22 protein-coding genes are annotated in these 25,229 nt (G+C 48.1%); 15 read left to right on the top strand and 7 right to left on the bottom strand.

The features are described 5' to 3' along the window. Positions 1 to 63 precede the first annotated feature (63 nt). Together K6T99_07270 and K6T99_07265 are read left to right on the top strand one after the other, a co-directional pair. The gene (locus K6T99_07270; protein MCL6519620.1) at positions 64 to 510 is read left to right on the top strand and encodes an Hsp20/alpha crystallin family protein; all 447 of its coding nucleotides are present in this window, start codon (positions 64 to 66) and stop codon (positions 508 to 510) included. A gap of 106 nt (positions 511 to 616) precedes the next feature. Next, positions 617 to 1,702 (top strand): anti-sigma factor, encoded by a 1,086-nt coding sequence (locus K6T99_07265; GenBank protein ID MCL6519619.1) that lies wholly within the window; start codon positions 617 to 619, stop codon positions 1,700 to 1,702. Positions 1,703 to 1,763: 61 nt separating this feature from the next. Here K6T99_07265 and K6T99_07260 read toward each other — a convergent pair whose 3' ends face one another. Next, positions 1,764 to 2,546, bottom strand: a complete 783-nt coding sequence (locus K6T99_07260; GenBank protein ID MCL6519618.1) for a hypothetical protein — start codon at positions 2,544 to 2,546, stop codon at positions 1,764 to 1,766. Positions 2,547 to 2,704: 158 nt separating this feature from the next. Between K6T99_07260 and K6T99_07255 the strand changes: the two genes are divergently transcribed. The 7 genes from K6T99_07255 (at position 2,705) to K6T99_07225 (ending at position 11,853) form a co-directional block, all read left to right on the top strand. Next, positions 2,705 to 3,172: a hypothetical protein gene (locus K6T99_07255; GenBank protein MCL6519617.1), complete on the top strand. Its 468-nt coding sequence runs from the start codon at positions 2,705 to 2,707 to the stop codon at positions 3,170 to 3,172. Between the two features lie 9 nt (positions 3,173 to 3,181). Next, positions 3,182 to 4,282, top strand: coding sequence for a uroporphyrinogen decarboxylase family protein (locus K6T99_07250; protein MCL6519616.1), 1,101 nt, complete (start codon positions 3,182 to 3,184; stop codon positions 4,280 to 4,282). Positions 4,283 to 4,321: 39 nt separating this feature from the next. Then, entirely contained in the window at positions 4,322 to 5,122 is an 801-nt protein-coding gene (locus tag K6T99_07245; protein MCL6519615.1) for a M55 family metallopeptidase, read from the top strand. A 101-nt stretch (positions 5,123 to 5,223) separates the two neighbouring features. Further along, entirely contained in the window at positions 5,224 to 6,132 is a 909-nt protein-coding gene (locus K6T99_07240; protein MCL6519614.1) for a dihydrodipicolinate synthase family protein, read from the top strand. Positions 6,133 to 6,160: 28 nt separating this feature from the next. Next, a complete protein-coding gene (locus K6T99_07235; GenBank protein MCL6519613.1) occupies positions 6,161 to 8,443 on the top strand; it encodes a hypothetical protein in 2,283 nt (760 codons plus the stop codon). Between the two features lie 135 nt (positions 8,444 to 8,578). Next, positions 8,579 to 10,762, top strand: a complete 2,184-nt coding sequence (locus K6T99_07230) for a ThuA domain-containing protein (GenBank protein ID MCL6519612.1) — start codon at positions 8,579 to 8,581, stop codon at positions 10,760 to 10,762. 53 nt (positions 10,763 to 10,815) lie between these two features. Continuing rightward, positions 10,816 to 11,853, top strand: a complete 1,038-nt coding sequence (locus K6T99_07225) for a hypothetical protein (protein ID MCL6519611.1) — start codon at positions 10,816 to 10,818, stop codon at positions 11,851 to 11,853. 8 nt (positions 11,854 to 11,861) lie between these two features. Here K6T99_07225 and K6T99_07220 read toward each other — a convergent pair whose 3' ends face one another. Next, positions 11,862 to 12,620: an SDR family oxidoreductase gene (locus tag K6T99_07220; GenBank protein MCL6519610.1), complete on the bottom strand. Its 759-nt coding sequence runs from the start codon at positions 12,618 to 12,620 to the stop codon at positions 11,862 to 11,864. Positions 12,621 to 12,711: 91 nt separating this feature from the next. Beyond that, on the bottom strand, positions 12,712 to 13,863 hold the full coding sequence (locus tag K6T99_07215; protein ID MCL6519609.1) for a hypothetical protein: 1,152 nt from the start codon (positions 13,861 to 13,863) through the stop codon (positions 12,712 to 12,714). Between the two features lie 166 nt (positions 13,864 to 14,029). Between K6T99_07215 and K6T99_07210 the strand changes: the two genes are divergently transcribed. After that, on the top strand, positions 14,030 to 14,791 hold the full coding sequence (locus tag K6T99_07210) for a tRNA 2-thiocytidine(32) synthetase TtcA (protein ID MCL6519608.1): 762 nt from the start codon (positions 14,030 to 14,032) through the stop codon (positions 14,789 to 14,791). Then, positions 14,781 to 14,966 (top strand): hypothetical protein, encoded by a 186-nt coding sequence (locus K6T99_07205; protein ID MCL6519607.1) that lies wholly within the window; start codon positions 14,781 to 14,783, stop codon positions 14,964 to 14,966. The genes K6T99_07210 and K6T99_07205 overlap by 11 nt, the downstream gene beginning before the upstream one ends. 10 nt (positions 14,967 to 14,976) lie before the next feature. On the opposite strand, the gene K6T99_07200 is transcribed toward K6T99_07205, so the two are convergent. Beyond that, the gene (locus tag K6T99_07200) at positions 14,977 to 18,165 is read right to left on the bottom strand and encodes a carboxypeptidase regulatory-like domain-containing protein (GenBank protein MCL6519606.1); all 3,189 of its coding nucleotides are present in this window, start codon (positions 18,163 to 18,165) and stop codon (positions 14,977 to 14,979) included. A gap of 242 nt (positions 18,166 to 18,407) precedes the next feature. Between K6T99_07200 and glmU the strand changes: the two genes are divergently transcribed. The 3 genes from glmU (at position 18,408) to pth (ending at position 21,436) form a co-directional block, all read left to right on the top strand. After that, the gene (gene glmU, locus K6T99_07195; protein ID MCL6519605.1) at positions 18,408 to 19,799 is read left to right on the top strand and encodes a bifunctional UDP-N-acetylglucosamine diphosphorylase/glucosamine-1-phosphate N-acetyltransferase GlmU; all 1,392 of its coding nucleotides are present in this window, start codon (positions 18,408 to 18,410) and stop codon (positions 19,797 to 19,799) included. Between the two features lie 126 nt (positions 19,800 to 19,925). Further along, a complete protein-coding gene (locus tag K6T99_07190) occupies positions 19,926 to 20,876 on the top strand; it encodes a ribose-phosphate pyrophosphokinase (protein MCL6519604.1) in 951 nt (316 codons plus the stop codon). Then, the gene (gene pth / locus K6T99_07185) at positions 20,873 to 21,436 is read left to right on the top strand and encodes an aminoacyl-tRNA hydrolase (protein MCL6519603.1); all 564 of its coding nucleotides are present in this window, start codon (positions 20,873 to 20,875) and stop codon (positions 21,434 to 21,436) included. Before K6T99_07190 ends, pth begins: the two co-directional genes overlap by 4 nt. Before the next feature lie 108 nt (positions 21,437 to 21,544). Here pth and K6T99_07180 read toward each other — a convergent pair whose 3' ends face one another. Beyond that, positions 21,545 to 21,805, bottom strand: a complete 261-nt coding sequence (locus K6T99_07180; GenBank protein ID MCL6519602.1) for a hypothetical protein — start codon at positions 21,803 to 21,805, stop codon at positions 21,545 to 21,547. Between the two features lie 143 nt (positions 21,806 to 21,948). On the opposite strand from K6T99_07180, the gene thiE reads away from it, so the two are divergent. Then, positions 21,949 to 22,569, top strand: coding sequence for a thiamine phosphate synthase (gene thiE, locus K6T99_07175; protein ID MCL6519601.1), 621 nt, complete (start codon positions 21,949 to 21,951; stop codon positions 22,567 to 22,569). Here thiE and K6T99_07170 read toward each other — a convergent pair. Then, positions 22,561 to 24,336 carry a hypothetical protein gene (locus K6T99_07170; GenBank protein MCL6519600.1) on the bottom strand — a complete coding sequence of 592 codons (1,776 nt, stop codon included), beginning with the start codon at positions 24,334 to 24,336 and terminating at the stop codon, positions 22,561 to 22,563. The genes thiE and K6T99_07170 overlap by 9 nt on opposite strands. A gap of 22 nt (positions 24,337 to 24,358) precedes the next feature. Then, the gene (gene prmA, locus K6T99_07165) at positions 24,359 to 25,225 is read right to left on the bottom strand and encodes a 50S ribosomal protein L11 methyltransferase (GenBank protein MCL6519599.1); all 867 of its coding nucleotides are present in this window, start codon (positions 25,223 to 25,225) and stop codon (positions 24,359 to 24,361) included. Positions 25,226 to 25,229 lie beyond the last annotated feature (4 nt).

Here is a 25,229-nt window from a genome sequence, read left to right as displayed (position 1 = left end):
ACAAAACGCAAAATCCTGATTCGCTAGGACACTCGAAAATAACATTCTTAGGAGGTGAGAGATATGAGTTTAATGAGATGGGAACCATTCTCTGAGCTAAGACGCATGCGAGAGGAGATGGACCGTCTGTTTGAGGAATTTTGGAGAACTCCTTTACTCGTGATGCCACGAGAGGAGGTAATCTCCCCGGCGATTGACATGTTTGAAAGGGATAACAACATAGTCATCAAGGCTGAGCTTCCTGGCCTAAAGCGGGAGGACGTCGAAGTTACGGCTACGGAAGACAGCATCAGCTTGAAGGGCGAGTTCAAGCGCGAGGAAGAGGTTAAAGAAGAAGGCTACTATCGCCGGGAGAGACGAGCTGGTAGGTTCTATCGCAGCATTCCCATGCCTGTAGCCATTAAGCCCGAAGAAGTTAAGGCTACGTTCAAGAACGGTGTACTAGAAGTCGTAGCTCCAAAGGCCGAGGAGGCGAAGGAGAAAGAGAAGAAAGTTCCTGTTGAGGGATAATAACTAAGTGCTAATTATGAGCGGCCGAGCCGGTTAGGCTCGGCCGCAGGGCTTTATGTGGTAGCAAATAGACAACCAATAGCATGAGGAAAGGGGAAAGAAAAGCATGAGAAGCGCAAGGTTAGTACTAATGCTGAGCTTGGCCGCTGTGTTTGTGCTGGGATTGCAGGCTCAGGCGGCCGATGTGTACAATGTGGACCTGAAACCCGTAGGGGATCAGGGAGTGTCTGGTTTGGCCACGATAATTTCGGCCAAGGTTTCGGGGACTAGCCCATATTACAATGTTGAGGTAAATGCCCGAACGGATAAGGCCCCACCCGCTAACATGGTTTATGAAGCATGGTTTGTTGATAATGATGCCAACTACAAACTCAGCCTTGGGGCTTTCGCGGGAATGAGGTTCAATGTAAGAACAAGGCTAGTCCGTTTTTCAGACGCCATGCCATTTGATATGCTGGCGGTTTCTCTTGAACCAGCGGATGATTCCAATCCAATGCCGACCACTATAGTCGCTCAAGGCAACCTTCCTGGCAGTCGTGTTTCAGCGGCTGATTTCTCGCGGGTTGCAGTGCTTCCCGAGGATGAGGCGTTCCTAAGCCACATCATCACTCAGAGATTTGGGTTGAGTAGTGACACAGCGAATGACTTACGGATGCGTGGTTGGAGCTATTCAGATATAGCCGTTATGGCAAATGCGGCTTTTAGGTGCAATAAACAGGTGGCTGATGTGGCTTCAATGCTTGAGTCTGGGAAAACTTGGAGCGACATCGCACAGTCATGCAATATGACAGTTGCTGAGCTTCTCACTCCCGTACCAAGGGTAGAGGTTGCAGGAGCCATAATGGAGCTGCCTTCTGTTACTGCGCCCTCTGGTGCGGTTGCACCGCTGCTTTACTATAAGAGAGGCGCAAATAACGCACCACTCATAACTCAGCAGAAGTGGAATGAACTCCGCGTTCGTGGCTACGATTGGCAAAGTGTAGCTATAGCGGCGAATATTGCTGCTGAGACGGGAGAGAGTGTTGATGATCTGCTTCGCATCAGGAGAATTCAAGGGCTGCCATGGCAAACCATCATAATTGACCGCGCTTTAGATATGAAAAAGATGATGGATGTGAGCGGTTGGCCGTTTAGCAAAGATGAGAGGGAGATGCAGACACCTCCACCGTTGCCTACAGCACCGGCGCAATAAGGTAGCTAAAAATCTGGTTTGGTGAAATGTTCGCACGGGAGCGGTTTTATCCGCTCCCACTTTATTTTTGGAAATGATGATTGCGTGGGCTTATGATTTCTCCAAACCCTGCTATGACGTTATCAAACAGGCTTATACTTTGTAGTTTGAGTATTGGTAAAATTGTTCCAATCACGCATGCAAGCGCAGCCCCGAAGACTGCTGTATTCACATAGAGCCAAGGTAGAAGAGCACTTTGAAGATGGGAGGGTGTTAGAATCCGTACCAAATTCGACGCACCCCATGCGGTCCACAGCGCGAGCAGTATCAAAGCTCCCGACAAAATATAGACCCACATCGGCTTCTCAATTTCATACTCAATTTTAGTGCATCTATCGTCTTCCGGCTTTATATAGATTACTGCATGTTCTGCAAGCATCTGCCTCTGCCTTAAAGGAAGTCTTACTGAATCCTCCAGGTTTTCTGGCCAATCGGCATACATTCTAGCTCGAAGGTCGGCGGTTTCTTGGTCTAGCCATTCGACTTGAATCCCTGTTGGAAAGCTGCTTTTTCCAAACATTGTCGCCATAGAGAGAAGACTAGATTTGTCCTCTTCACGCTTTAATAAATTTTCCAGTGTAATTTCGCCCAAAGCATTAATGCGTTCTTTGACTGCGATAGGTGATGAGGTGACAACGAATGCTCTTGCTGCCCAACTTCTTACGCCGAATCGGCGCGAATGCTCAAATGGTCGCTGATAAGGTGATAAGCGGTCAACCCATCGTACCCAGCGCTTATATACAAGAACAGCTGGTATTCCCAACAATATAAGCAAGCCGATTTCTGCAAATAGTACCCACAACAATGCGCATGCAGCTCCTTGCCATCCTCAAGTTCTCTAGTATAATCTAATTCGGCACCTATCATATATTTCCCTGCACATAGTACTGCTTGACCTCCTTTTAACACAATTCTATAATGGTTCTGCTGATTCAGGAGTGCGCGATTAGCAGGAGGCATATCGTGGAGAGAGCTGGGGGCGACATATCCGGGGGTTCCAATATTACCTCATGTGAGCTTGAACCTAGAATTGTTTTAAGTCTTAGGCTGACATTGCTAATTGCTGCCCTTGCGGATTTGTACCTACTTGTCGACCTTCTTGTCCGTTCGCACAGCCCCTTCAATTTGGCATTTGGAATCTTTGTTATAGCAATTTTAGCTATAGTCATTTGGCTTTACACTCGCATAGCTATAAGTTTTGCTGTCACCGATTTTGGCCTGCAGTTGGTAACAATCCTTGGCTCGAAGGAGAGCATCAAGTGGGCAGAAATACGCCTTCTCAGAGGAAAGAGAAATCGAGCAGTGCTGGTTTCTGAAGATCGTCCAATATACTATCTGTATCTGTTTCCGAAAGATGCAATGATGTCTCTTGCAGCGGTGTTGCGCGAAGCCAGCAATGCGCGAGTTATCGGCTTTGGCGAGAAGCTGTGAGCAGTCTCAATGTTTAATCCTGATAGCTATATAGACCGCATCGAGGAATCTAAAAAGCGGCTGGAAATAATAAGAAGATTTGAAGAGCCAGACCGCGTGCCAATTCAAATAGGCACAGGCGGCAGCTTCTATGCGAAGCTTTTTGGCTATAATATCCGCGACTACTACACCGACCTAGAAGTCTGCTTGGAAGTACAGCTCAGGGGTTTGGAATGGGCATTTGATGAGCTGCAAGACGATAGAGTCAGCTATGGGCTCCATCTGGATTTTGGACCAATTGGCGAAGGGCTTTATTTTGGCTTTCCAATCGAGTATCCGGACGACACATCCCCGTGGGTTGTGAAGACGATTGAGAAGCCAGAGCAAATTGAGGCATTTGAGGTACCAGATCCGGCCGAGAGTCCAGGGATTCAGGAAGCCTATCGCCGAATTGAAAAATTTAAGGAGTTGGTCGAAAAACGTGGAATCAGATTGCCAGCAGGGGGAGCTATCGGAATCCATCCACCATTGAGCTGTGCATGTGCCCTAGCCGAGCCAGAGCTTATATTCTCACTAATGTATGAAGCCCCCGACTTAATTCACCGTTTCTTTGCAAAGCTCCTAGAAGCATTCTGCCGACTTCAGGACTATCGCGACAAACTTGCTGGTCGGAGAACGGAGAGCATTGGTCTAGCCGATGATCATTCTGCATTCATCTCAAATGCAATGTACCGAGAATTTGTCTTTCCATACAATATGGCAATCTATGAACGATATGGCAAGAAGGGTCGGCATCTTCATGCTGACGGCCCAAATGACCACCATTTCGAGATGTATGCGAATGACATGAAGCTTACTAGCATGGATATCGGTGGCTTCAGCGATATAGCAAAAGCCAAACCGGCATTACATGGAAAGACAGTTTTCTCGGGTGGGCTAAATTGTCGGGATTTGTATTATGATTTGGAGACTGCAAAGCCAGCTATTGACCGCGCGATACGCATTGGTGCGCCCGGAGGTGGATTTATCCTGGCGGTTGGCGGCGAGACTTACGTAGGAGTTAATCCTAATACCTTGGTGCAGGCGGTGAAGTACGCAAAGGAAGTGGGAAGATATCCGATTAGAATTTAGCATAGCGAACCGCTGAGCTATGAAGGCAAGGAGGAATGAATGAAGGTCTATATTGTCACCGACCTTGAAGGCGTTGCCGGAGTGATTAGCAAGGAGCAGACTTTTTCAAATCAGCCTGATTACCCCAAGGCTTGTGAGTGGCTTACCCAGGAAGTGAATGCCGCAGTCGAGGGCGCCATTGAGGGGGGTGCAACCGATATCTTGGTGATTGATGGTCATGGGGCGCGTGGAGGACGTAATTTCGTTTATGAGAAGCTGACCCGTGGTGCGAGGTATATTCAAGGCACGCCCTGGACTGAGTATCTTCAAGCATTAGATAGTTCCTACGATGCGCTTTTTCACATTGGTGCTCATGCAATGTCCGGAACTCCCGGCGCCGTTCTTGAGCATACTATGTCATCAGAGGGATGGGTCGAGATGACAATCAATGGCAAACCGATGGGCGAAATAGGCCTTTGTGCGGCAATTGCTGGGGAATACGATGTGCCTTTCGTTATGGTGAGCGGTGACGACAAAGCCTGCGCGGAGGCGGCCGACCTCTCGCCAGGCATCGAGTGCGCAGTAGTGAAATATGGAGTCAGCCGCACTAGTGCAATTTTATTGCCCATCGAAGCGGCTCGAGACCTTATACGAGAAAAAGCAAGGGCGGCCATTAGTAAGGCAAAGGAAATCAAGCCCTTCAAAATTCAACCACCCATTGAAGTAATCGTAACATACTTTCGCACAGATATGGTAGAAAGGATAAAGGAAAGGAAGGGCGTTCGCAAAGTTGGGCCTCTGACAGTTGCCTACTCAGGGAACAGTGTGAAAGAGGCATTTGCTCGCGTCCTTGGAGCCTGAGCCGCTGGCAAATATTGAAAAGGGAGAAAAGGATTTAATATTAGCTAGTGGTTCTTATTTACGGTTAACTTTTCAAAAATCGAAGACAGGAGGTAAGGCTATTGCACGATTTGAGCAACCTTAAGGGGGTCATACCTGCGCTTATAACGCCTCTGACTGACGATCTTGAGTTTGACGAAGCCGGGATGCGGCGGTTGATTCGCTTCGTGCTTGAGAGCGGAGTGCATGGCGTCTTCGTCATGGGATCTAGTGGAGAATTCTATGCATTCACGCCAGACCAGCGTAGGCGCATCGTCGAATTCGTGGTGGACGAAGTGGCTGGCCGCGTACCTGTCTTTGCGGGAATTAGCGATGCAGCAACTGATTTGGCAATTAGAAACGGCAAGGATGCAAAGAAGGCTGGTGCGGATGCTGCAGTACTTGTGCTTCCATACTATGCGACACCTGTTCGTCAGGAAGATATGGCGGCACATTTCCGTTATGTCAGGGAACATATAGACATGCCGCTAGCAATGTACAACGTCCCGCAAGCAGTCAAGGGCTTCATCAAAGCAGAAACGATTGCAAGTCTTGCTGAAGATGGGACTGTATTCGCTCTTAAGGATAGCACTTGTGATTTCAATCACTTCCAGCAGGTAATCATAAAGCTGAAGGAACGGAAGTTTCCCATCTTCCAAGGTAGTGAGCCCCAATTGGCGGCTAGTGTGCTAATGGGAGGTCATGGTGGTGTTCTGGGCCTGGGAAACGTTGCGCCTAGACTGTGCGTAGATATATACGAAGCGGCATCTGCCGGACTAGCAAAAGAAGCAGCAAGGCTTCAGACAATTATGACTGAGTTATGGGACCTATTCTGGGCTGCCGAATCAACGATAGGTGGAATGAAAGCGGCTGTATCTCTTCTCGGAATTTGTGGGCCGGCGACTATGCGTCCAACGCCAGCGGCATCTCCTGCGGCAATGGAGAAGATACGCTCAATTATGAAGAGAGCAGGCATCATGCCTCAAGCATAAACAATATTTTAATTGGAGGTTCCACCAAATGGCTTGTAGATATTTTTGTGTGATTGCGCTTTTGGCCTTTATATTTGTAGGTGTTGCCCAGGCGGCTGACACTAGTAAGGGGCCGTTCCTTTGGGAAGCTGATACTACTTTTGCCGCATTTGCTGATAAAGCAAAAATAGATTCCTATCTTGATAACCTAAAGGCTCACGGCATTAACGGCATTTGGGTGCAGGTCGAAATGTATACCCAGGGCACGGTGAATTATAAGAAGACCACCCTGACCGCCTTGCCAACTGCTCAAAAATTCAAGACTGGCCAGTGGGCGAATGATGACTACCTCAATTACGTTATTGTGCAAGCAAAAAAGCGAAATATGAGCGTAATAATCAAGTTCCATGGCAGCAATGATATTTTGTGGGATAAGAATCCAAATTGGCGAATGAAGGATAGCAAGGGGAATGATGTTCTTTGGGGCGGTAAGTTTAAAAACTTTTGCGTGAATTCGCCATATTGGGACAAGGTTTTCTTCCCCATGATTCGCGAGATTGGAGCAAACTATGCGGTAGATGGGTTTTACTTCGATACATGCCAGGTGGTGTTTCCTAACTCGGATACATGTTTCTGTTCCAACTGCCAGGATAGGTTCCAGAAGGAGACTGGGAAAAGGCTTCCGATGAAGCCTGTCGACAAAGAGAATTGGAACGACGCGGTAGTAAAATTGTATGCCACTAAGCGTGTTGAGTGGCTAAATGAGTTCTACCAGAAATACCGCAAAGTAGTTGATGAAGCTAAACCTGGAGCGATTGCCCTCCTAAATGTTAGCGGTGGTTACAATTCTTATAAGGATGGCCTTTCGACGAGCGCTGCTGCGGAAAACGTTACCATGCTCACGCCCGAACCGGTCAATACTCCGCGGATGTATGCTGTCACCGAGAATCTTAAGCGCAAGAAGGCTGGACAGCCGCCTTTTGACGAGCGCGAGCTTGCCAAGCAAGAGATTAGCTGGAACATGAACAGGTATGGGTATAACGAGTTCATGGTCAAGACAATGCTTGCGGACGGCGGCGGCAAACCTGTTATTCCAATCAGCCGATATTGGTTTACCGACGAAGCTGCTGGGCTTATGGGCCCAACTGACCTAGAGATTGCGCAGATTGAATCAGGCATAGGCGGCGGTGCAAAAGGCTTCTGCTTCTTTGGGTATCTGGGCACTGCCATAGAGAAAGGTACTGTTAGTAAGACTGCGTGGGCTGATTCCAAGTTTATTAGCTATCTAAAAGGTTTGACATCTGGTGAACATGGAAGATGGATTGCTGACATGAAGCCAGATGCTCGAACTTGCATAATTTATGACAGGGGCGCAAGCTTCTGGAACGGCGACTATTGGAAACGCTTCCGGTCGGTAGGCGGCGTCTACTCTCTGCTTCAGTGCTGGAAGAAGAATCCAGTTGAACTTATTTCCGTTGGTGATCCTGCCGAACCTGGATCGCCATCACGGAAGCTCAACCTAGACGAGCTAAAGCGATATCGTGCCTTAATCGTTCCGGGACTTGACCATGTAACTAGGGAAGACTTAGAAACCCTTCGCGCATACGTCGAGGCAGGAAATGGATTGCTTCTAATGGGAAGCATAGGATCAGAGAAGAAACTGGACGGTACGTCCATCGCCGATGATGCCTACCAAATCTTTGGAATATCTACCGAGGGTGGTCCTGAACCTTCGGGGTTTGTGATAAAAAAGGAAAGGCATCCAGTGTTCATGGCTGTAGAAGGGACGGGGAGTTTTGGTAGTTTCCGAATAAGTCCCGATAAACATGATGCAGCAAGCTACAAACCGCGATATGATGATACATGGTCGGTGATGGCTGAAGAGGTGACGGATTCAGGAAGGCGAGCTTGCGTTTTGGAGAAGCGAATTGGGCGCGGGAGAATTGGCTATATTAACTCAAGTGAGGCGAAAGGCTTCACAGGTCAAATGAACCAGCTATTTGTTAATTTTGCAACCTACATCTCTGGCACAAGTCAGCTAATTATGCCAGTCGGCATGTCGCCTGCGTCGAGTTTAAATGTGTTCAAATCGGAGGATGGCCTTACGAGATATCTTCACATTCTCACCCCAGACGGCGAGTCTAATTTTGAGATAAGGTTGTACGCTGACAGAGGCTACTTTCCCGTCTCAGCTGAAATAATGCAGTCCGACGGCACCATTACTCCAGTTAAGATGGACGTGGCTTCTCCAAGCGGCAATTCAGTTATTAGAATCGATAAAATCAAACCAACCTGGGCAATTATAAGAATAAAAACCGAAAAACGCTCATGACTTTGACATTGGCTAGCAAAAGCAATTTAGAGACTATTGTTCGATAGCTAGGGATGAAGTGGGAATGGGGGAGTAGGGAGTCTGTGATAGTTATCACTTTCTCCCATTCTGCTTATTATATTGGGAGGAGAACAAATGCATTGGTGGCAGCGTCCGGTTAGGATGATGAGGCTAGACTATGTTGACAAGCTTGAGCGAATGAAAGACATTGATCTTGATGCTCTAGCTAGGAGTAAACGCGATGATTGGCATATCAATTGCGAGTGGGTTATAGGCACGCCGGGCATTGCACCAGGTCTCGGATATATGACGACATTTAATACCCAAAAATTCGAGAAGTATTCAGCACTTGGTGACTTTGACCTTATCCGTGAGTACCTCCCCTATGCACATAAATATGGCATTCATGTGATTGCTTACCTTAACATGCACTGGTTCTCCTATGAGTTTGCCGACCGACACCCAGGATGGGAACAAATCTTGGCTGATGGCACGCCTTATGGCAGGGTGCGTCCGCTTTATGGGAATGGAACGACCTTTTGCGTGAACAGCGGCTGGCGGCACTGGGCACAAGAACTGATTGTAGAGTGCATGAAAACCGGCATTGATGGAGTATTTCTCGACGGACCTGTAGTTTATCCTGATTGCTGTTACTGCGACTCTTGCCGCTTGCTGTTTGCGGAGCGCTATGGAAGAGAAATTCCGCCAGCCGAGGATTGGAGTAACCCAATCTGGAAAGACTTTATAGAGTTCCGAGAGGATTCGCTAGCACAGTTTCTTGCAGATTGCCGGGCTGCTGTGAAGTCGGTGAATTCTGAAGGGGTGATTTTCCTTAATGCAGGCAGTTGGCATGCTGGTGCGTGGAGAGTAGCACGCGATATTGAGAAGGTTGGCCCATACGAAGACTTCAACGGCGCTGAGGTGTTTTTTCACCCAGGGCCTAGGAACCACATCCTGCATTTCTGGTCAACGGCGGCAAAGCACTTGGTTGCGGGAAAGAAACCAGCAGTTGTTTTCAGCCACCATGCGCTAGGTTCGTGGCATTATGTTCCGTTGCCTCCTATTGAAGCAGAGCTTGCAATCGCACAAACAGTGGCATGCGGGGCAAATCCTTGGTTTGCGGTTTTCGATTATGCTCTCGACCACAGCCGCCATCTAGCAGTTACCCCGATTAAGAAGATTCAAAGTTTCCTTGAAAAGAACGAAGAGTATTATTGCGGAAGCACATCAGCCGCTGAGGTAGCTTTGTACTTCTCTAGGCAAGGTGCGACTTTTTATCTATCGGAATTAGAAGAACTATACGGCGAACAGGGAAGCGGCCGGGAGCAAGATTTAATTGCAGACCTGGGAAGCGGCAAACGCATTGTTGATTGGAAAAAGCGAAAGCAAATCTGCGACGAGCTCCACGGTAACACATACCTTGGTTATTTTACTTCCCTGGTTCGCGAGCACATCCCATTTGATGTTATACTTGACTCCGACCTGACTCATGAAGGGCTTGCAAAATACAAGGTAATAATTCTTGGGAATGCCGCCTGTCTATCGGATATGCAGGTTGAGGCGCTGAAGCAGTTTGTTGAAGAGGGCGGCGGCCTCATCGCCGAATTTGAGACAGGGAGGTATGATGAAAGAGGCAATCGGCGCAAAAAAAATCCGCTGGGCGAAATTTACGGTGCATTGGATATACTTGAAGTGATGACTCCTTCGGTTGCTGAAGAGTATGTTAAAATCAAAGCTAAACATCCAATTACTGAACAGTTCAATCTGGGTCAGCTTATCGCGCGCCCACAGTTTAGTGTCAAGATTAAAAAGGTGGACTCAGCGGAGGTACCTGTTATCTTCATGAACCCTACTGGGAGGTTGTATTCGGGTCTAACTGGCGAGTCACCATATCCCGCGATTATCGCTAACCGGGTTGGAAAAGGGCGCGTGGTTTATTTCCCAGCCTTGGTCGGCGAGTTCTATGCAAGATATCGAATGTGGGAATATCAGGCCCTTATAGGCAATGCTGTTAGATGGGCATGTGGTGGCAACCTTCCAATATTCGTTGGATGTCCTGCGTCTGTTGAGGTCGAGCTCCGACGACAGTCGAGTCCAACTCGGACGATCATTCATCTCGTCAACAACACGGGAGATATGCAAAGACCGATGTCGGGGATTATTCCCATTCGCAATATTCGAATAGCCTTAAAAACAGAAAATGTAAGCCGCGTCTATACGCTCTGGGCCCAACAGAATCTGAATTTTAATCGCACAGACGTGGGTATCGAATTTACAATTCCGGAAATAGGTACCTATGAAGTCGTTGTAGTAGAGTAAACTTATTTGGCGTATGGAACCAAACTAAATACTTCTAATGAGAAGATTAGCTTATGGTAGACGATCACAAGTACAGCGTCCGTCGAATAGTGGCATATAGACATCCCGAACCGGAACAACCAAAGGAGGTCTACGGCCCACTTGGGCCAGATCGAACCTACGGCATTGTACTTGAAGTCATGCTCGTTGGTGAGGGAAGCCCTCACTGGGAATATATAGTGAGGAATAGCTTCACCGGTGAGGTGCGGCAGATTGCCGAAAGCGAGATTTTCCACGGAGCTGACTGCGAGTATTTAGATTTTTACAGGCGTGATTCGATATTTCTCACGAGAGAATCACCTTCTCGGTTTGATGACGAGGATGCGAGGAGCCAGCACTGGCAACGTGCGCTTAAACGTTTTCTTCGAACAGGGGTGCGAAAGCTTCGTGAACGCGAGGAAAAGGAAGCTCGTGCGCGAGAAGAGGGTGTCAATCTTGGCCTTGCCCCAGGGGATTATGTTAGGCTTCGGGGCGACCTCCGTCCAGAAATGGAACAATATCATAACCTATATGGCAAAGTCTTAGCGGTTGCACCTGCGGATATCGAATTTTTAGAGATTGGTCCCGGCAAGGGTGGCATGTTGCCTGGTGTTTACAAGGTGCTGAAATCCTACCACATCAAACTAGATAATGGTGAAGAAGCTGACTTCTATGACGTGGAAATTAAGGCGGTTTATACAACAAATGGAAGACGCAAGATACTAAATTGGCGAGCAGCATCATTTCTTGCAGAGGCATTTGGAGACGAGCCGCCGTATCAAGCCGACCTTGAATACCTCTGCTCGCACGTTTTTACGCGCGCTGAACTGGAGGGGAAAAGTAACGAGGAGCTTGCCGAACTGTTGGCAAAGTTGATATTTGTTAAAGGTCAAGCGACTTTAGAGGAAATTGAGGAGAAACGAGCGGCGTTGGAAAACTCGCCGACGACCTATCTTGTAGACCAAATACTGGCTCTTTCTCGTTTCGATATGTCTAAAAACCGCTCGCTTACAGATGAAGAGATTGAACAATCTCGCATCGCGGATGCCAAACTTAAGGAGTTGTTTGAGTAGGACCTTCCTTAAGTTGCAAGCCATCCGCCGTCAATAAATATAGTAGCTCCTGTGATGTAATCCGCTTCTTCAGATGCTAGAAAGACTGCTAGGTTGGCTATATCTTCAGGAGTGCCCACTCGCCCCTTGGGTATTCGCTGTTTGACGAGTGTTTCCAGGACGCCTTCTTTTTCCAAAGGGGTAATCATAGCGGTTTTTATTACCCCTGGGCCAATTGCGTTGACGTTTATACCATAAGGTCCCAACTCAATCGCCATCGCTTCTGTCATGCCTGTTATTCCACCTTTTGAGGCAGTATAATGTACAAGGTTCGGAAAGCCTATGCCAATTTGGCCTGAGGCAACAGAAGCGATGTTTATGATTCTGCCCCAGCGTCGCTTAATCATATCTCGGGCTGCTGCCTGGGCACAGAGAAATTGCCCTCCCAAATTTATACTTGTTGTTTCATCCCATTCTTCAGGGGTAATTTCGAGGAATGGCTTGAACTTTGCAATGCCTGCGTTGTTCACCAGTATATCTACTTTGCCAAACGTTCGAATGGTCTCGTCAAAGAGATTGTCTACTTGCTCTTTTGAGCTTACGTCACATAAAATTGCACGACCCTTGGCGCCCTGCGACTCAATTTCTGCTACTACGGCTTTGGATTTGTCTGGATTTATGTCAGCAACCACCACAGCTGCGCCTTCAGAAGCCATTGCAAGCGCAATTTCTCTGCCAATTCCTTGCTGAGCACCGGTCACCACTGCACATTTTTCGCGTAGTTTCATGTCTTGGGTCTCCTTTCAAATAAAAACACCAGAATCTTGGAGGAATTATACCCGCAATGGTAGTGAGATAAAGATGGAGTGTTGTTAAAAATTACTTTATCTTGTATACATGCACTTCTAGCGGGGCAAAGTTGTCGCTCCAGATACCGTCTTTTGCTTCCAACGTGCGGGATTCAAAAACGACCTCGACGCGTGCGCTCTTTTGGAGACCCTTTAGATTGAAGGTTGCTTTGCATGCGTCTGAATTGTGATTTACAGCTAAAACGTAGAACGCATCTCCTACTTGCTTGACCATTGTATCTATGGGCGCATCCACTGGCGACACAGCAAGGGTGCCTTCAATACTTCGAGCAAGGAGCGCTGGTGTTAGGAGCTTCATCTCACCAGCCAACTTCTTAACCGTTGCCCAATGGAGTGGGTAGTCGTGAATATAGTACCTTGAGCCGAGGTGAGCCCAGTAAATAATGCCCTTTGCTCCATGAACTAGCGCAAGGTAGGTCATGCATCGCTCTTCCTCGGGTGTTGGCCTATGTACTTTATCTACCTTTCCAGTTTTCCAAACATTCCAGTCAAATGCTTGAAGAACCGCCCATACAGGTTTGTCCTTGCCAACTGCTTTGATGGCGCCCGACACGCAGTCGGTGACGTAGGTTACGGGTCTGTATGGTATAGGATATGGGTCAATCCACATTATATCCGTACATAATCTGTATTTTTCAGCCGCCTGGGGGCTCATTACAACCAAGGAACAAGGATGCTTTGGGTCTGTTTTTTTGATAAGTTTATAGCGGTGAAGTACCTCCTCGACTGAGCCCTTTCCAATGCCTTCGGGCTCGTCAACAACATACCAACCGAGGAGAGCTGGGTGGTTCTTGCGCAACTCAATATCCTTGACAATAGCTTCGTCTGTGAGGGTCTTTCCTCCCTCTATGCTGAAGGGAATTGTAGGGTAGATAAAAGCCAGTATCCCATTGCGAGCCGCCGCATCCAAGAGTGGGGTCACTGTTTCGGGTGTGTAAGCATAAAAAACCGTCATGTTGAACCCTGCGGCTTTGCCCTCAGCCATAACTGCATCATGGTTTTTCCCGTCTTTATTCTGCAGGGTGTATATTCCTATTGGAAAAAACGGCTTCCCATTTACGTTCAAAAATCCGTCTTTATCAAAGGTAATCTGCGGGTTGGTAGAGCCGAGCATTGGGATTAAGCTTAAGAGACATACGGAAAGCACGTCACGTAACCTCATGGAGTCCTCCGATGAATTATTACTTTTGCTACCGAGCGGCAATATAACAAAAAGACGCGAATACGTCAAATAATTTCTAGTTTTAGCTTTGATGCTGATAAAGCAGAAAGGCGGCAGAATGGTTTTTAATAGCAGTGAATAGCTGAATTTGATACAATGAATCGCCATGGCTACTAATCTTAAAGCTGAGCGATTAGCTCGATTCATGCTAAAGAAAGTCAACAAGGCAATTTATGAGTTTAGAATGATAGAGGATGGCGACCGCATAGCTGTTGCGGTCTCGGGCGGAAAGGATAGCCTCAGCTTGCTATATATCCTTAGATTCAGAATGCGCTTCGTGCCTGAGAGATACAGTGTCGTTGCCATCCACGTCGTCGGTGATGCCCGAGGTTCGTACTTGCTACCATACCCAGAGCTTGAGGAGTGGCTTCGGGCGCACGAAATCGAATATCTGGTTCGACAAATGTTCGTGCCCGAAGGGGAGTCAATCCCGATGACCTGTGAGCGTTGCACTTGGAACCGCCGGCGCACCCTTTTTGAGATGGCAAGGGAATTGGGATGCAATAAAGTAGCATTTGGCCACCATCTCGATGATTTGGCAGAAACTGCCCTTCTTAATCTCATTTATCATGGAAGGTTGGAAACAATGACACCATGTGCGTCCTATTTTGGCGGAATGTTTAAGCTAATTCGTCCCTTAGCTTATGTTCCGGAGGCCGAAATTAAACGCTTCTCTTCGCTTATTGAGTTGCCCTCGCCCCCGCCACCTTGCCCGCGGAGTGAGCAAACTAAAAGACAGCTAATGAGGAAACTAATTGAGGAAATGGGTAAAGATGCTCATAGGATTAGGGAGAATATTGTGCGGGCAGCATTAGAAAGCGAGATTTATGAAAAGGAATCTTTAAGGAGGGCAGAGGATGAGAAATAGCAGTGGCAATCCAGGAAACCCAGCGGCCACTCTTGGCATTGGCTTTGGTTCAGTACTAGCTGCGCTTATTTCGTGGTCGCATACCACCTCGGTAGTGTGGACCTTCGTGCACATGATCTTCGGCTGGTTTTATGTAATATATGCGTTAATTGTTGGGAAGGCTCACTTGCTATAGGTGGCGCTCATTATTGCAAAGTCAAGATGTCTTCTTGGCGGAGTACTAAGATGCCGTCTGCTTCCACTAGACCAGTTACCCTAACGTATGCGTTCATGGCCGGCGGCGTTATTCCCGAAAGGTATTTTATTGGCAGGCTGTTGGGCATGGGGCAACCATCGGAAATATAGAAGACTCCTGGGTCCGAACCTATTACCCGCCCGAAAACAACGGCAGTCAGCCCGACGTTGTTCGGGCCTCTTCCCCATGGTGTTCCCTTTTGCCCTTGAACTGGCGGCCCCGGGTCATAGAAGAAATCAGCGCCGCCAACGTCACGGTTTGTCAGAAGAACTGGGTCACCGTTAGCCGAACCGCCAGTGGTAATATACACATCTGTCAGCTCTCTAGTGTGGCCTGCGCTGGACATTCGACCCATCACCGTAAGCTGAGTGCCTCTTGCTATTGATGGCAGAGTCCCTGTGCCCTTTGTGAGTTTGATCCCAACATAGCTGTCGGATTGACGTACCCCCATGCAGTTGGCCGTTGCAGGAAGAGTGCAGACAAGGTTTTGAACTTCTACCCAGCGGCCGTCCAGGCATTTCTTTGCCTCTGCAAGAGATGGCACTGATTGCACCACGCGTATGCCGTCCGACGCCATGATGTCGCTCCATTGATTGTGGGGATTTCTAGCCTTTACCAGGATGTAATATACTTGTCCATTGACAAGCGAGAGCCCAGTCCTGGTGCCTTGTGGGCCACTGGTGTAAAGCCAACCCCCACCAGGAATGATTCCAGATTCATCTGGCGTTGTGCTAATTGCATAGCTGTATAACTGAATACCTGATTCCGGGTCGGATGCTAGCCATGAGCCATGAATGGATGTTGTGCTTGTCTGGTAGACACCATCGTCATTGACGTACACCATCACGGGTGGAGTGGGCACCTCGTAGATTTCAGCGTCATCTGCATAAGCCCAGCTTGGCCCAGTGCCGCCTTCGTAATATTGGCCAAACTTATAGAAAATGGAAATTTTGTCGGTAGTGGCTGTCACAGTTTTTGTATAGTATAGCCAAGTGTTCTGGCCGCCGCTTTCAAGCTTCGTGTATTGCACCGTGCTTGCTTCGCCGTTTGAGGTCTGGCCGGTCAGATCGTATCCTATCTCGGCCCAAGCGCCAGGATCGGTCGCTTGAAACCTAATCCAGCCGCTAACAGTGTACTGTCGTCCAGGGGTCACCCCGCCTACCGATTGGCATATTCCTCCGTGGACGCGGTAACGGTCGGGTCTTCCCCATTTCTGCGCATGGCTTCCGCCGTGAACTGGCGATGTTGAATCGGTGTATGTAATTGAGTTGCTCCAAGGTGAAATCCAGGGGGTCCAATAGTTTGCCACACCATTTGGTTGGAATCCACCCTCAAAATCACCGTTTAGTAACATATTGCTACCAATCATTGTAAGTGTGAAGTTCTGACTTGTAGTTCCTCCTGAAACTACGGTCACATTGGGGATGGTCTGATAGCAGTATGCTGGCTTTGAGGCGGTAACCGTATAAGTTCCTGGCATAATATTGGTTAAAGTATATTCACCGCTACTGTTGGTAGTAGCAGAATAGCCTCCTGGGCTTGTGGAAACTGTTGCGCCATATATTCCGCTTCCGTTCCTATTGCGCACAAAGCCGGTGATAGTTCCGGGGAGCTGCAGCGGCGATTTGTACTCCCATCGCATTGCGTCTGCAATTACGACCTTTGATGCCTCTGCGTTGTCTGAGAGGGAAACATAGCCAGACTGTCCAGCGTTGAATGGGAATGTTCCTAATGAATTCCATTTCCCGCCATTTATCGTCTGGTTGATAATGATTGTGTTCGAGCCATCCTTATGAACAACCGTAAAAGGAGCATTGACGGCACGATTTGTGCCAGCTGGGTACCATGCCATTACTTCATAATTGCCGCTTTGGATCAGGTTTGGCGTCCATCTTACTACATCCTCGCCTGTTCCAGTGCTATTCCAGCGGTAGTCGGCGCCGTATTTGTCTGTAGCAGATGTGCCGGTGTTCCAAGTGCCCGATATCACAGCAAACTGCGAATCTGAATTATCAATGATAATGCCAGGGTCAGGCCAGCGGTATTTTTGTGAGACTGCTTGGTCGAGGTCGCTTAGGATTTGGTTCTTGTACGGATTGCTTGCCCCATCAATATTCCAGTCATCACAATAGGCACACCAGCGATACATATTGATACAGCGGAAAATCGGCTTTCCTTCTGTCCTTGCTTGTTGATTGTACCTATTAATCTCAGCGTAAATTTCTTGCATCCATCCCGGTTCATAATGGCTAGTCGGATTTTCTGGGTGGCCCCCCTTCCAATAGTAAACGCCGTTGCACTCTGTGACATAGAGTGGAAGATGATATAAATCGGCAGGGATGCCATAGTCAATCCAGTCTTTGTACACATAGAAGCTGAAGTATAGCATCTGGCCGCCTGCATTTACCTTCTGAGTACTGTGGATGTCGGCATAGGTATAGCCTCGGGAGTTAATATGCAATGCTATGCCATCAATGCCCCCTGTGCTCTTAATGGCTGTAAGCATTTGGTTCATATATGTCACCCAGTTGATTGGGCAGGCATCGTGGGTATATCCACATACTGTACCGGAGCCATACGGCCCTCCAAAAGGGGCAATTGCTTGGCAGACGACCTTATCGTTTGGTCTAACTGCTTTGATTGCGTTGTAGCACAAACGGAAACATTGAGCATAGCTCTCAGGCGAGACATATGCTTTATGTCCGTTTCTCGGCGGCCATTCGACTGCTAGATTTGTCTCATTTCCAATGACCCAAATATTACAGCCAGGCGAATGTGAAACAAAGTTGGCGCACCTCTGTGCGAAATCGGCGTAATATTCAGGTAGTGGAATTGTGCCGACGTCGCAATAACCGTTGTTAATTCGACAGATTACTGTATGTCCAGCGTTTGAGAAGGACGTGAAGTCTACGCCGCTCTGATCATTTGGGTTGTGTCCAACTGCAACGGTGGCAGTAATCCAGCCGCCGGTGACACCGTATTGTTTGATGTGATTGAGATATTCGGTAGGGGCAGGGTCGTGGTCGTGAATGCCGTAGAGGTACGGGCACTCTGCCGCTAATACTCTAACGGCAGATAGAATAAGCCACAGAATGTATGCTGTGCGGAGGGCGATAAAGAGTCTAGAGCCACCGCTCATGTTTCTTCTCCGAAACATTAGTTACCAAAATGTGTAAAATTTCCATAAATTAGACTACCAAATAACTTTCAGAAAGACAACCAGTAAATATACTAGTTGCTAACTACTATTGCGGCCTTAGTAACGTAGGCAGCAGCATCTACTCCGAAGGAATTCCCATACATCTCGGCGAAGGTATTAAAGATGTTGCGCTCGATAGGGATGTTCAAAATCTAGTAAAATTATCTCTGGGGAGCATGAGGATGCAGGATATTGTTGGGATAATTCTTGCTGCTGGAAAGGGCACGAGAATGAAGTCAAAACTACCGAAAGCCCTTCATCCAATCTGCGGCAAACCAATGACGCGATATATTATTGACGCGTGTAAGGACGCAGGAATTAATGAATGCGTTGTTGTAATTGGGTACGGCGCCGAGCAAGTTAGAGAAGGACTTGGCAGAGATGTCTCATATGTCGTCCAGGAAGAACAGCTGGGCACGGGTGATGCGTGCCGGCGGGCTGTTGATACCCTTGGCAACCGTTCTTGCAATGTCCTCGTCCTCCCGGGCGACACACCGCTTGTGACAGCCGATGTCCTGAAGCGATTAATCAGCGAACATTCTCAGTCTGAGGCGGACGCAACTGTTCTCACGGCAGTTCTCGAAAATGGTGCGCACTATGGCCGGGTCGTACGTGGTTCGGATGGCTCAATTAAACGAATTGTCGAGGCAAAGGATGCCTCGCCTGAAGAGACTGAAATTCGTGAAATCAATACGGCTATCTATTGCTTCAAACTGGCATGCCTCCAAACTTACTTGCAGAAGATTTCGCCAAATAACAAGCAGGGAGAGTATTACCTTACGGATGTAATCGAGTTTATGGCTAATGATGGTCTGAGAGTGGGAGGAGTGGTGTCAGACGACCCGGATGTAGTTCTTGGAGTTAATGACCGCGTTCAGCTTGCGAAGCTGGGGGATGTCATTAGAAGGCGAATCCTCGAGCGGTTGATGCTGGAAGGAGTAACAGTGGTTGACCCATCATCAACATATGTTGATTGGGATGTGAAAATTGGCCAGGATACCATTCTATATCCAGGCACAATTATCGAAAAAGGATGTCAGATAGGTGCCGATTGCTTAATAGGCCCTGCGGCACGGCTGGTTAATGTGGAGGTTGGTGATCGAGTAACAATCCTTTACTCAACCGTTATTGAAAGCGTCATAGATGATGGAACTCGCGTAGGACCATTTGCAAATATACGTCCTGGATGCAAAATAGGTAAGGATGTTCGATTGGGCGACTTTGTCGAAGCAAAGAATGCGATAATTGGAAATTCGGTTTCGATGGCGCACCTCGCTTATGTAGGTGATGCTGAAGTTGGCGATAATACCAACGTCGGCGCTGGAACAATCACCTGCAACTACGATGGCATTAAGAAAAACCGCACAATAATCGGCAAGAACGCTTTTGTTGGGTCGAATGTAACCTTAATAGCGCCTGTTACTATTGGCGATGGTGCTTACATTGCTGCTGGGTCTACAATCACAAAGGACGTCCCTGCAGACTCGCTTGCGGTTGCTAGAAAGCGTCAGGAAGTTAAAGAAGGCTGGGCAAAGCGCCGTCGTGAGAAAAGCCAAAAGGATGGCAATACCTAATCCATTTGCCTTCCATATTGTGGCTGATTTAGCTGCCAACCCTTTATTTTCCAAGTAAAGTCGTGGTATCCCCTAATGATGCTGCCTCAGTAAGGGGGCGAAAGCTAGAAAAAAAGGAGATATGAGATGCCGAGGAATTCTGATTTGCGAATATTTGCCGGGAACTCAAATCCTGGATTGGCGGAGTCTATTGCTCGGGAGCTTGGCCTTTCGCTTGGAAAAATGTTGGTTTCCCGGTTCTCTGATGGCGAAGTTCGGGTTAAGATAGATGAAAGCGCTAGGGGCACGGATGTTTTTCTTATACAATCGACATGTGCGCCTGTCAACGAAAATCTCATGGAGCTTCTTGTAATGCTTGACGCATTTAGAAGAGCCTCTGCGAAGCGCATCACATGCGTAATCCCTTACTACGGCTATGCCCGCCAGGATAAGAAGGTAAAGCCGCGCGAACCTGTCACTGCCAGGTTGGTGGCGGACCTTTTGACAGTTGCTGGTGCAAGCCGTGTTCTTACTGTAGATCTTCATGCCGACCAAATCCAAGGTTTTTTTGATATTCCTGTGGATCACCTTTCAGGTTGCCCCATCATCGCGGAGCATCTAAAGAAATTGGGCCTAACAGATTCAGGTTTGGTTGTGGTTTCCCCCGATGTCGGTGGTGTGGCGCGAGCAAGGGCGCTTGCCGAAATGCTTCAAAGTCCAATTGCAATAATTGCAAAGCGTCGGCCGGAACCAAACAGGGCAGAGGTCATGGAAATCATCGGCGACGTAAATGATAAGATTGCAGTGATGATAGACGATATGATAGATACCGGAGGCTCAATCGCCACAGGAGCACTTGAGCTGAAGAAACGAGGAGCAAAGAAGGTTTATGCATGTTGCACACATCCTGTGCTCTCAGGCGGGGCAATTGAAAGACTAGATGCGGCGCCGATTGAAAAAGTTGTAGTGACTGACACAATACCGGTTAAAGCTCAGCCGAACAGTAAGATTACAGTTCTCTCGGTGGCGCCATTGTTAGCAGATGCAATCCGGCGAATTCACCTAGATGAGTCCGTAAGCGAGTTGTTCAGAGAATGAAAATCATCGTTGGTCTTGGCAATCCAGGCAGAAAATACCAAGGCACACGACATAATGTTGGATATATGACTGTTGATTTGTTGAGTCGCAGGCATCATATTCCTATCAGATCGCGGGCGCTGAGGGCGCTTATAGGCCAGGGGATTATAGCAGACCAAGAGGTAGTGCTTGCCAAGCCGCTCACTTTCATGAACCTGAGTGGTCAGGCAGTGTCGGCATTAGTTCGCAAATATCAGGTAACGACTGCCGATTTGATTATTATTAGCGATGATGTCAATCTCCCATTGGGAAGGCTTAGAATCCGAGCTGGCGGCTCGGCTGGAGGACATGGGGGCTTAAAGTCCATTATTAATGAGCTAGGCACTGAAGATTTTTCAAGAATTAGGATTGGCATTGGCATGCCAGCCGGGGACATGGTTGATTATGTGCTCAGCAAATTTAGCCATTCGGAGATGCCAATTATTCGCGAGGTGGTTTCACGAGCCGCAGATGCTGTCGAAACTATCCTCGAGCAAGGCATAGAACAGGCTATGAACCGCTTCAATGCGCCATCTTTATAAGAGAAAGCTGAGAACGATTACATATTTCCAACTAAAGAAATTTTAATCAAGAAAACGATTACAAAAAGATTGAATAGTTTTCATTTTAGTACTTGACAAGCGTTCGTGCTAGTGGTATATTCGCTTTGGTGTGGGTGAACCGCCAGCGTCAGGGAGGTGATTCTGATAACAAAGTTCGATACCAGAGCTGAGATAAGCCCGGTGGTGGCAGCGGTGGTGATCATACTTGTTTTGGCCGTTGCCGCGGCCATAGTCACCTACCCACTGGTTGCAAGCAAATCCTCCAGGCCAGCCTCGCCTTCCGAATTGCGGCATATCGAACCCGCCCCGGACATTGGCAAGCCTGCAGAGCCTGCGAATCAAAATCAAGCAACGCCTCTACCATCGCCCGTTCCTGATAAACGATGAAGGCAAGATGAGCTTTGTCAGGGGTGAATCGGTCGGTAAATAAGTTGACTTTAAAGTTTTCGAACTGCACCCAAGCAGCTAGCAGAAAGAGCTTACGCCATCAAATAGCTGGTATTTATGTTATTACCGATGAGCAGCTAGCCCCGGGGCGAACCCATCTTGAAATTGCTAGGGCTGCCATTTCCGGCGGAGCTCGTATTATCCAGCTGAGGGATAAAACTGCCGATGATAGCCGCTTAATCGAAGTTGGAACTGAAATCGTTCGGATTACCACTAGGGCTGGGGCTTTGTTCATTGTTAATGACCGGGTCGAAGTTGCTATCGCATGCGGCGCGGACGGAGTACATATCGGGCAAGAAGATCAGCCAATTCAAGAAGTCCGCAAGCTATTCCCCCGCGGAATCATCGGAGTTTCCGTATCAACGATTGAGGAAGCCCTAGCGGCTGAGGAGGCTGGCGCCGACTATATAGGTGTAGGTTCAATTTTCTCAACTTCCACTAAATCAGATGCTGGGCCTCCTATTGGGATTGAGGGCTTAGTAGCCATTCGCAAAGTTTGTAAAATTCCTATTGTAGCGATTGGCGGAATCTCGCTTGAGAATATACGCGAAGTTGCTAGGGCTGGTGCTGATTCGGCGGCAGTTATATCGGCAGTAGTTTGTGCTGATGATATGAAAGCTGCAACCGCCGCCTTAATTGCCGAATTCCAATCTGCCCTACGGTGACTTGTTGCGGTCTTTTTGTTCCACCTTGAGTATTCTAATTGCCTGTGAATCAAGCTTTCTGCTAATGTTTGTTGGAACTCCTCCTGGCTTGGCAGTAAGCATCTCAATTAATCCTCCATGCTGACTTGCCGACGCGGCAAATGCCTTCGCCTTTGGAGACCAGTCAAGATGTATGAGGTCGCTCTCCTTTGAAAACCGAGAAAGCCAGCCTTCTGGGAAGGTTCCAGGAGCGGTAATGATTACTTTGCCCCACTCCTTCTCGATAACTTTGCCATCGCTAGCCCCTAGTAAGTAGTGCTGTGAAGACCCATCTTCAATTAATATAATCTTCTCGCCCTGCTCATTCTTTGTCGTGAAATCTTCGCTTGAGCCAATGTAACCACCGTAAACTCCCGGCATAAGCTGGATATTTTCCACCCGCACGTTGTCTAGGGGCTTAGCTTTCCCTTCGCTAAGATTGGCGAGAATTGGCTTCTCGCCATCGAGATAGGAGATGCAGCCGTCTTGTATGCCTAGGATGCACATTTCTTTGGCACTCGTGGCGACAGTCTTTATGCGGAGGTTTTCTTCAGACATGCAGAGGAGCATATATTCATCTCCAGACCTAACAACGACTGTCCACGTTTTGCCGTCCTCGCTCCACCCATCGTCAACGTACAATCCTGGCAAGCGGATTGACTGGGTATTCTGAGAAAAGGGATCCACGAAGTATACAATGGAGTTTCTCGTTTCCTCAGCACTTAGGTATTTACCATTTATTCCCAAGTCGACGCCTGTGAGTCCTACCACCACTGCTAAAACCCTTGAAGTGGGTTGCCAGCTCAAGTTCGTCGGGAAAAAACCACGTTTGAGAACCGCCAATTTGTTTTTTAAAGAAACTGGTTTCGCGATATAGGGATTCAATAGGAGCACATCTGATGCGTAGCGAATGTCGTCATCCATGCCTGAGACAATTGCCGCTATCATGCTTCCATCCGGTGACCATAAAACCTTTGTGATTGCATCTTCACAGTCGGTGATTAAGCGAGTGGTCCCTCGTGTTAAATCTGCCACCACAACCTTGCCGTCTGCGATGTATGCAATCATCCGCTCGTTAGGCGACCAAACAGGTAAGCCAAAGATGCTGTGTGTTCCAGCAAGCGACCGCAAGCTCTTTGTCGCTGTTGTACCACCTGTGCGTATAGGTCGGCTTCCATCAGGCGAAGCTATTAGGACGTCCACAATATCTCCCCGCCACGACTGGAACGCAAGTCGGCTCCCCGATGGAGAAAAGACTGGAAAGCCATCATCTGGAAATGCGGTTAGCGCATGCTTCGCGCGACGTGTATGGTAATCTGAAAGATCGCCGAAAAGTTCAAGGCTATTGCCTGCAGACATTTCAAGCAAAGCATGCATAACCCTTGGGTCAGTAAATGGTGGCTTGACCACTGCCTGAACATTTTGGCCTTTCAGCACCATTCCTGGCGGTTTGCCTTCCAAACCAAACACCGAAATTTCAACGTCCAGCTTATTGCCAATGGAACTTACTGCCGGCGAACGCATATAGCTTTCAAAAAGCCGCTTTTGGTGGGCCAAGTTCTGCATTAATGCCCAAAAGCCGTAGCTAGTGGGGATTGGTGTACCAACGGAATCTCTATAGGCGATCTCAACATGACGGGTTTCCCACCGGTAGGAAATGTTGTGTGTTGCGGAGCATTTAGCATATATGGTGGATGCGAAAATTATTATGGCGCAGATCCGAAACACAAGGCCTATGGGGGGCTTCATTGTTGGCCTCCTTTGTTAAGAGTTAGCTGGCTTTATGTGCTACCAAGGTTGTCCATTCGCCATCTTTGAGGATCTCCGCTATGTCAAAACCTTCGTTTCGAAGTGCACGTTCGACGTCTGCCGATTTCTCGTCTACGATACCTGAAGCAATGAGGATGCCGCCCCTGCGAAGTACGCGGGCGATGTCAGGAGCGTTTTTTGTGATCGTTTCGGCTACTATGTTTGCCGTGATTAGGTCAACAGTAGTTTGAATGAACCCTAAGTTATCAGTTTGGTGGACCTCGATATGCTCTTCTTCGTTATTACGCTGGACGTTTTCCCTTGCTGCTCGGACGGCGAGCTCGTCTATGTCGAATGCGATTACAAGGCAGGCGCCTAGTTTCGCCGCTGCAATCGCCAAGATTCCCGAACCAGTACCAAAATCTACGACGGTCATGCATTGCCGAACGCGCTTCTCAAGGGCTTCAAGGCTCATACGAGTGGTTGGGTGTTGCCCTGTTCCAAAGGCCATGCCTGCCTCGATTTCAATCACTACGTCGCCGGGTTCAGGATTAAATTTTTCCCATGGGGGTTTAATAACTATATGCTTTCCAACTCGGGTTGTGCGGAAAAACTGACGCCACGCCTCTGCCCATTCTTGTTCTTCGGCATATTTGATAGTAATTTCGGCAGGAGCTGGGTCCAGCCCAAACTTGGTGAGGTTTGCAATGCCACTTTGGATATTGGATATGCGTTCTTCTAGCCGATCGTCAACTGGGAGGTAGCATTTAATGAAGACAGGGGTTTCACCTTGAATGGCTAAGCCACCACATCCGTTCTCAAACATTATCGCTTCGACGGCTTCTTGAGCCGTCACGTTGGTTTGGACTTCCATTTCGGCCCAACGCATGATA

The organism is Armatimonadota bacterium (assembly GCA_023511795.1).
Taxonomy (GTDB): Bacteria; Armatimonadota; UBA5829; order DTJY01; family DTJY01; genus JAIMAU01.
Note: the sequence above shows the minus strand (reverse complement) of the source record. Positions and strands in the feature narration are given on the sequence as shown.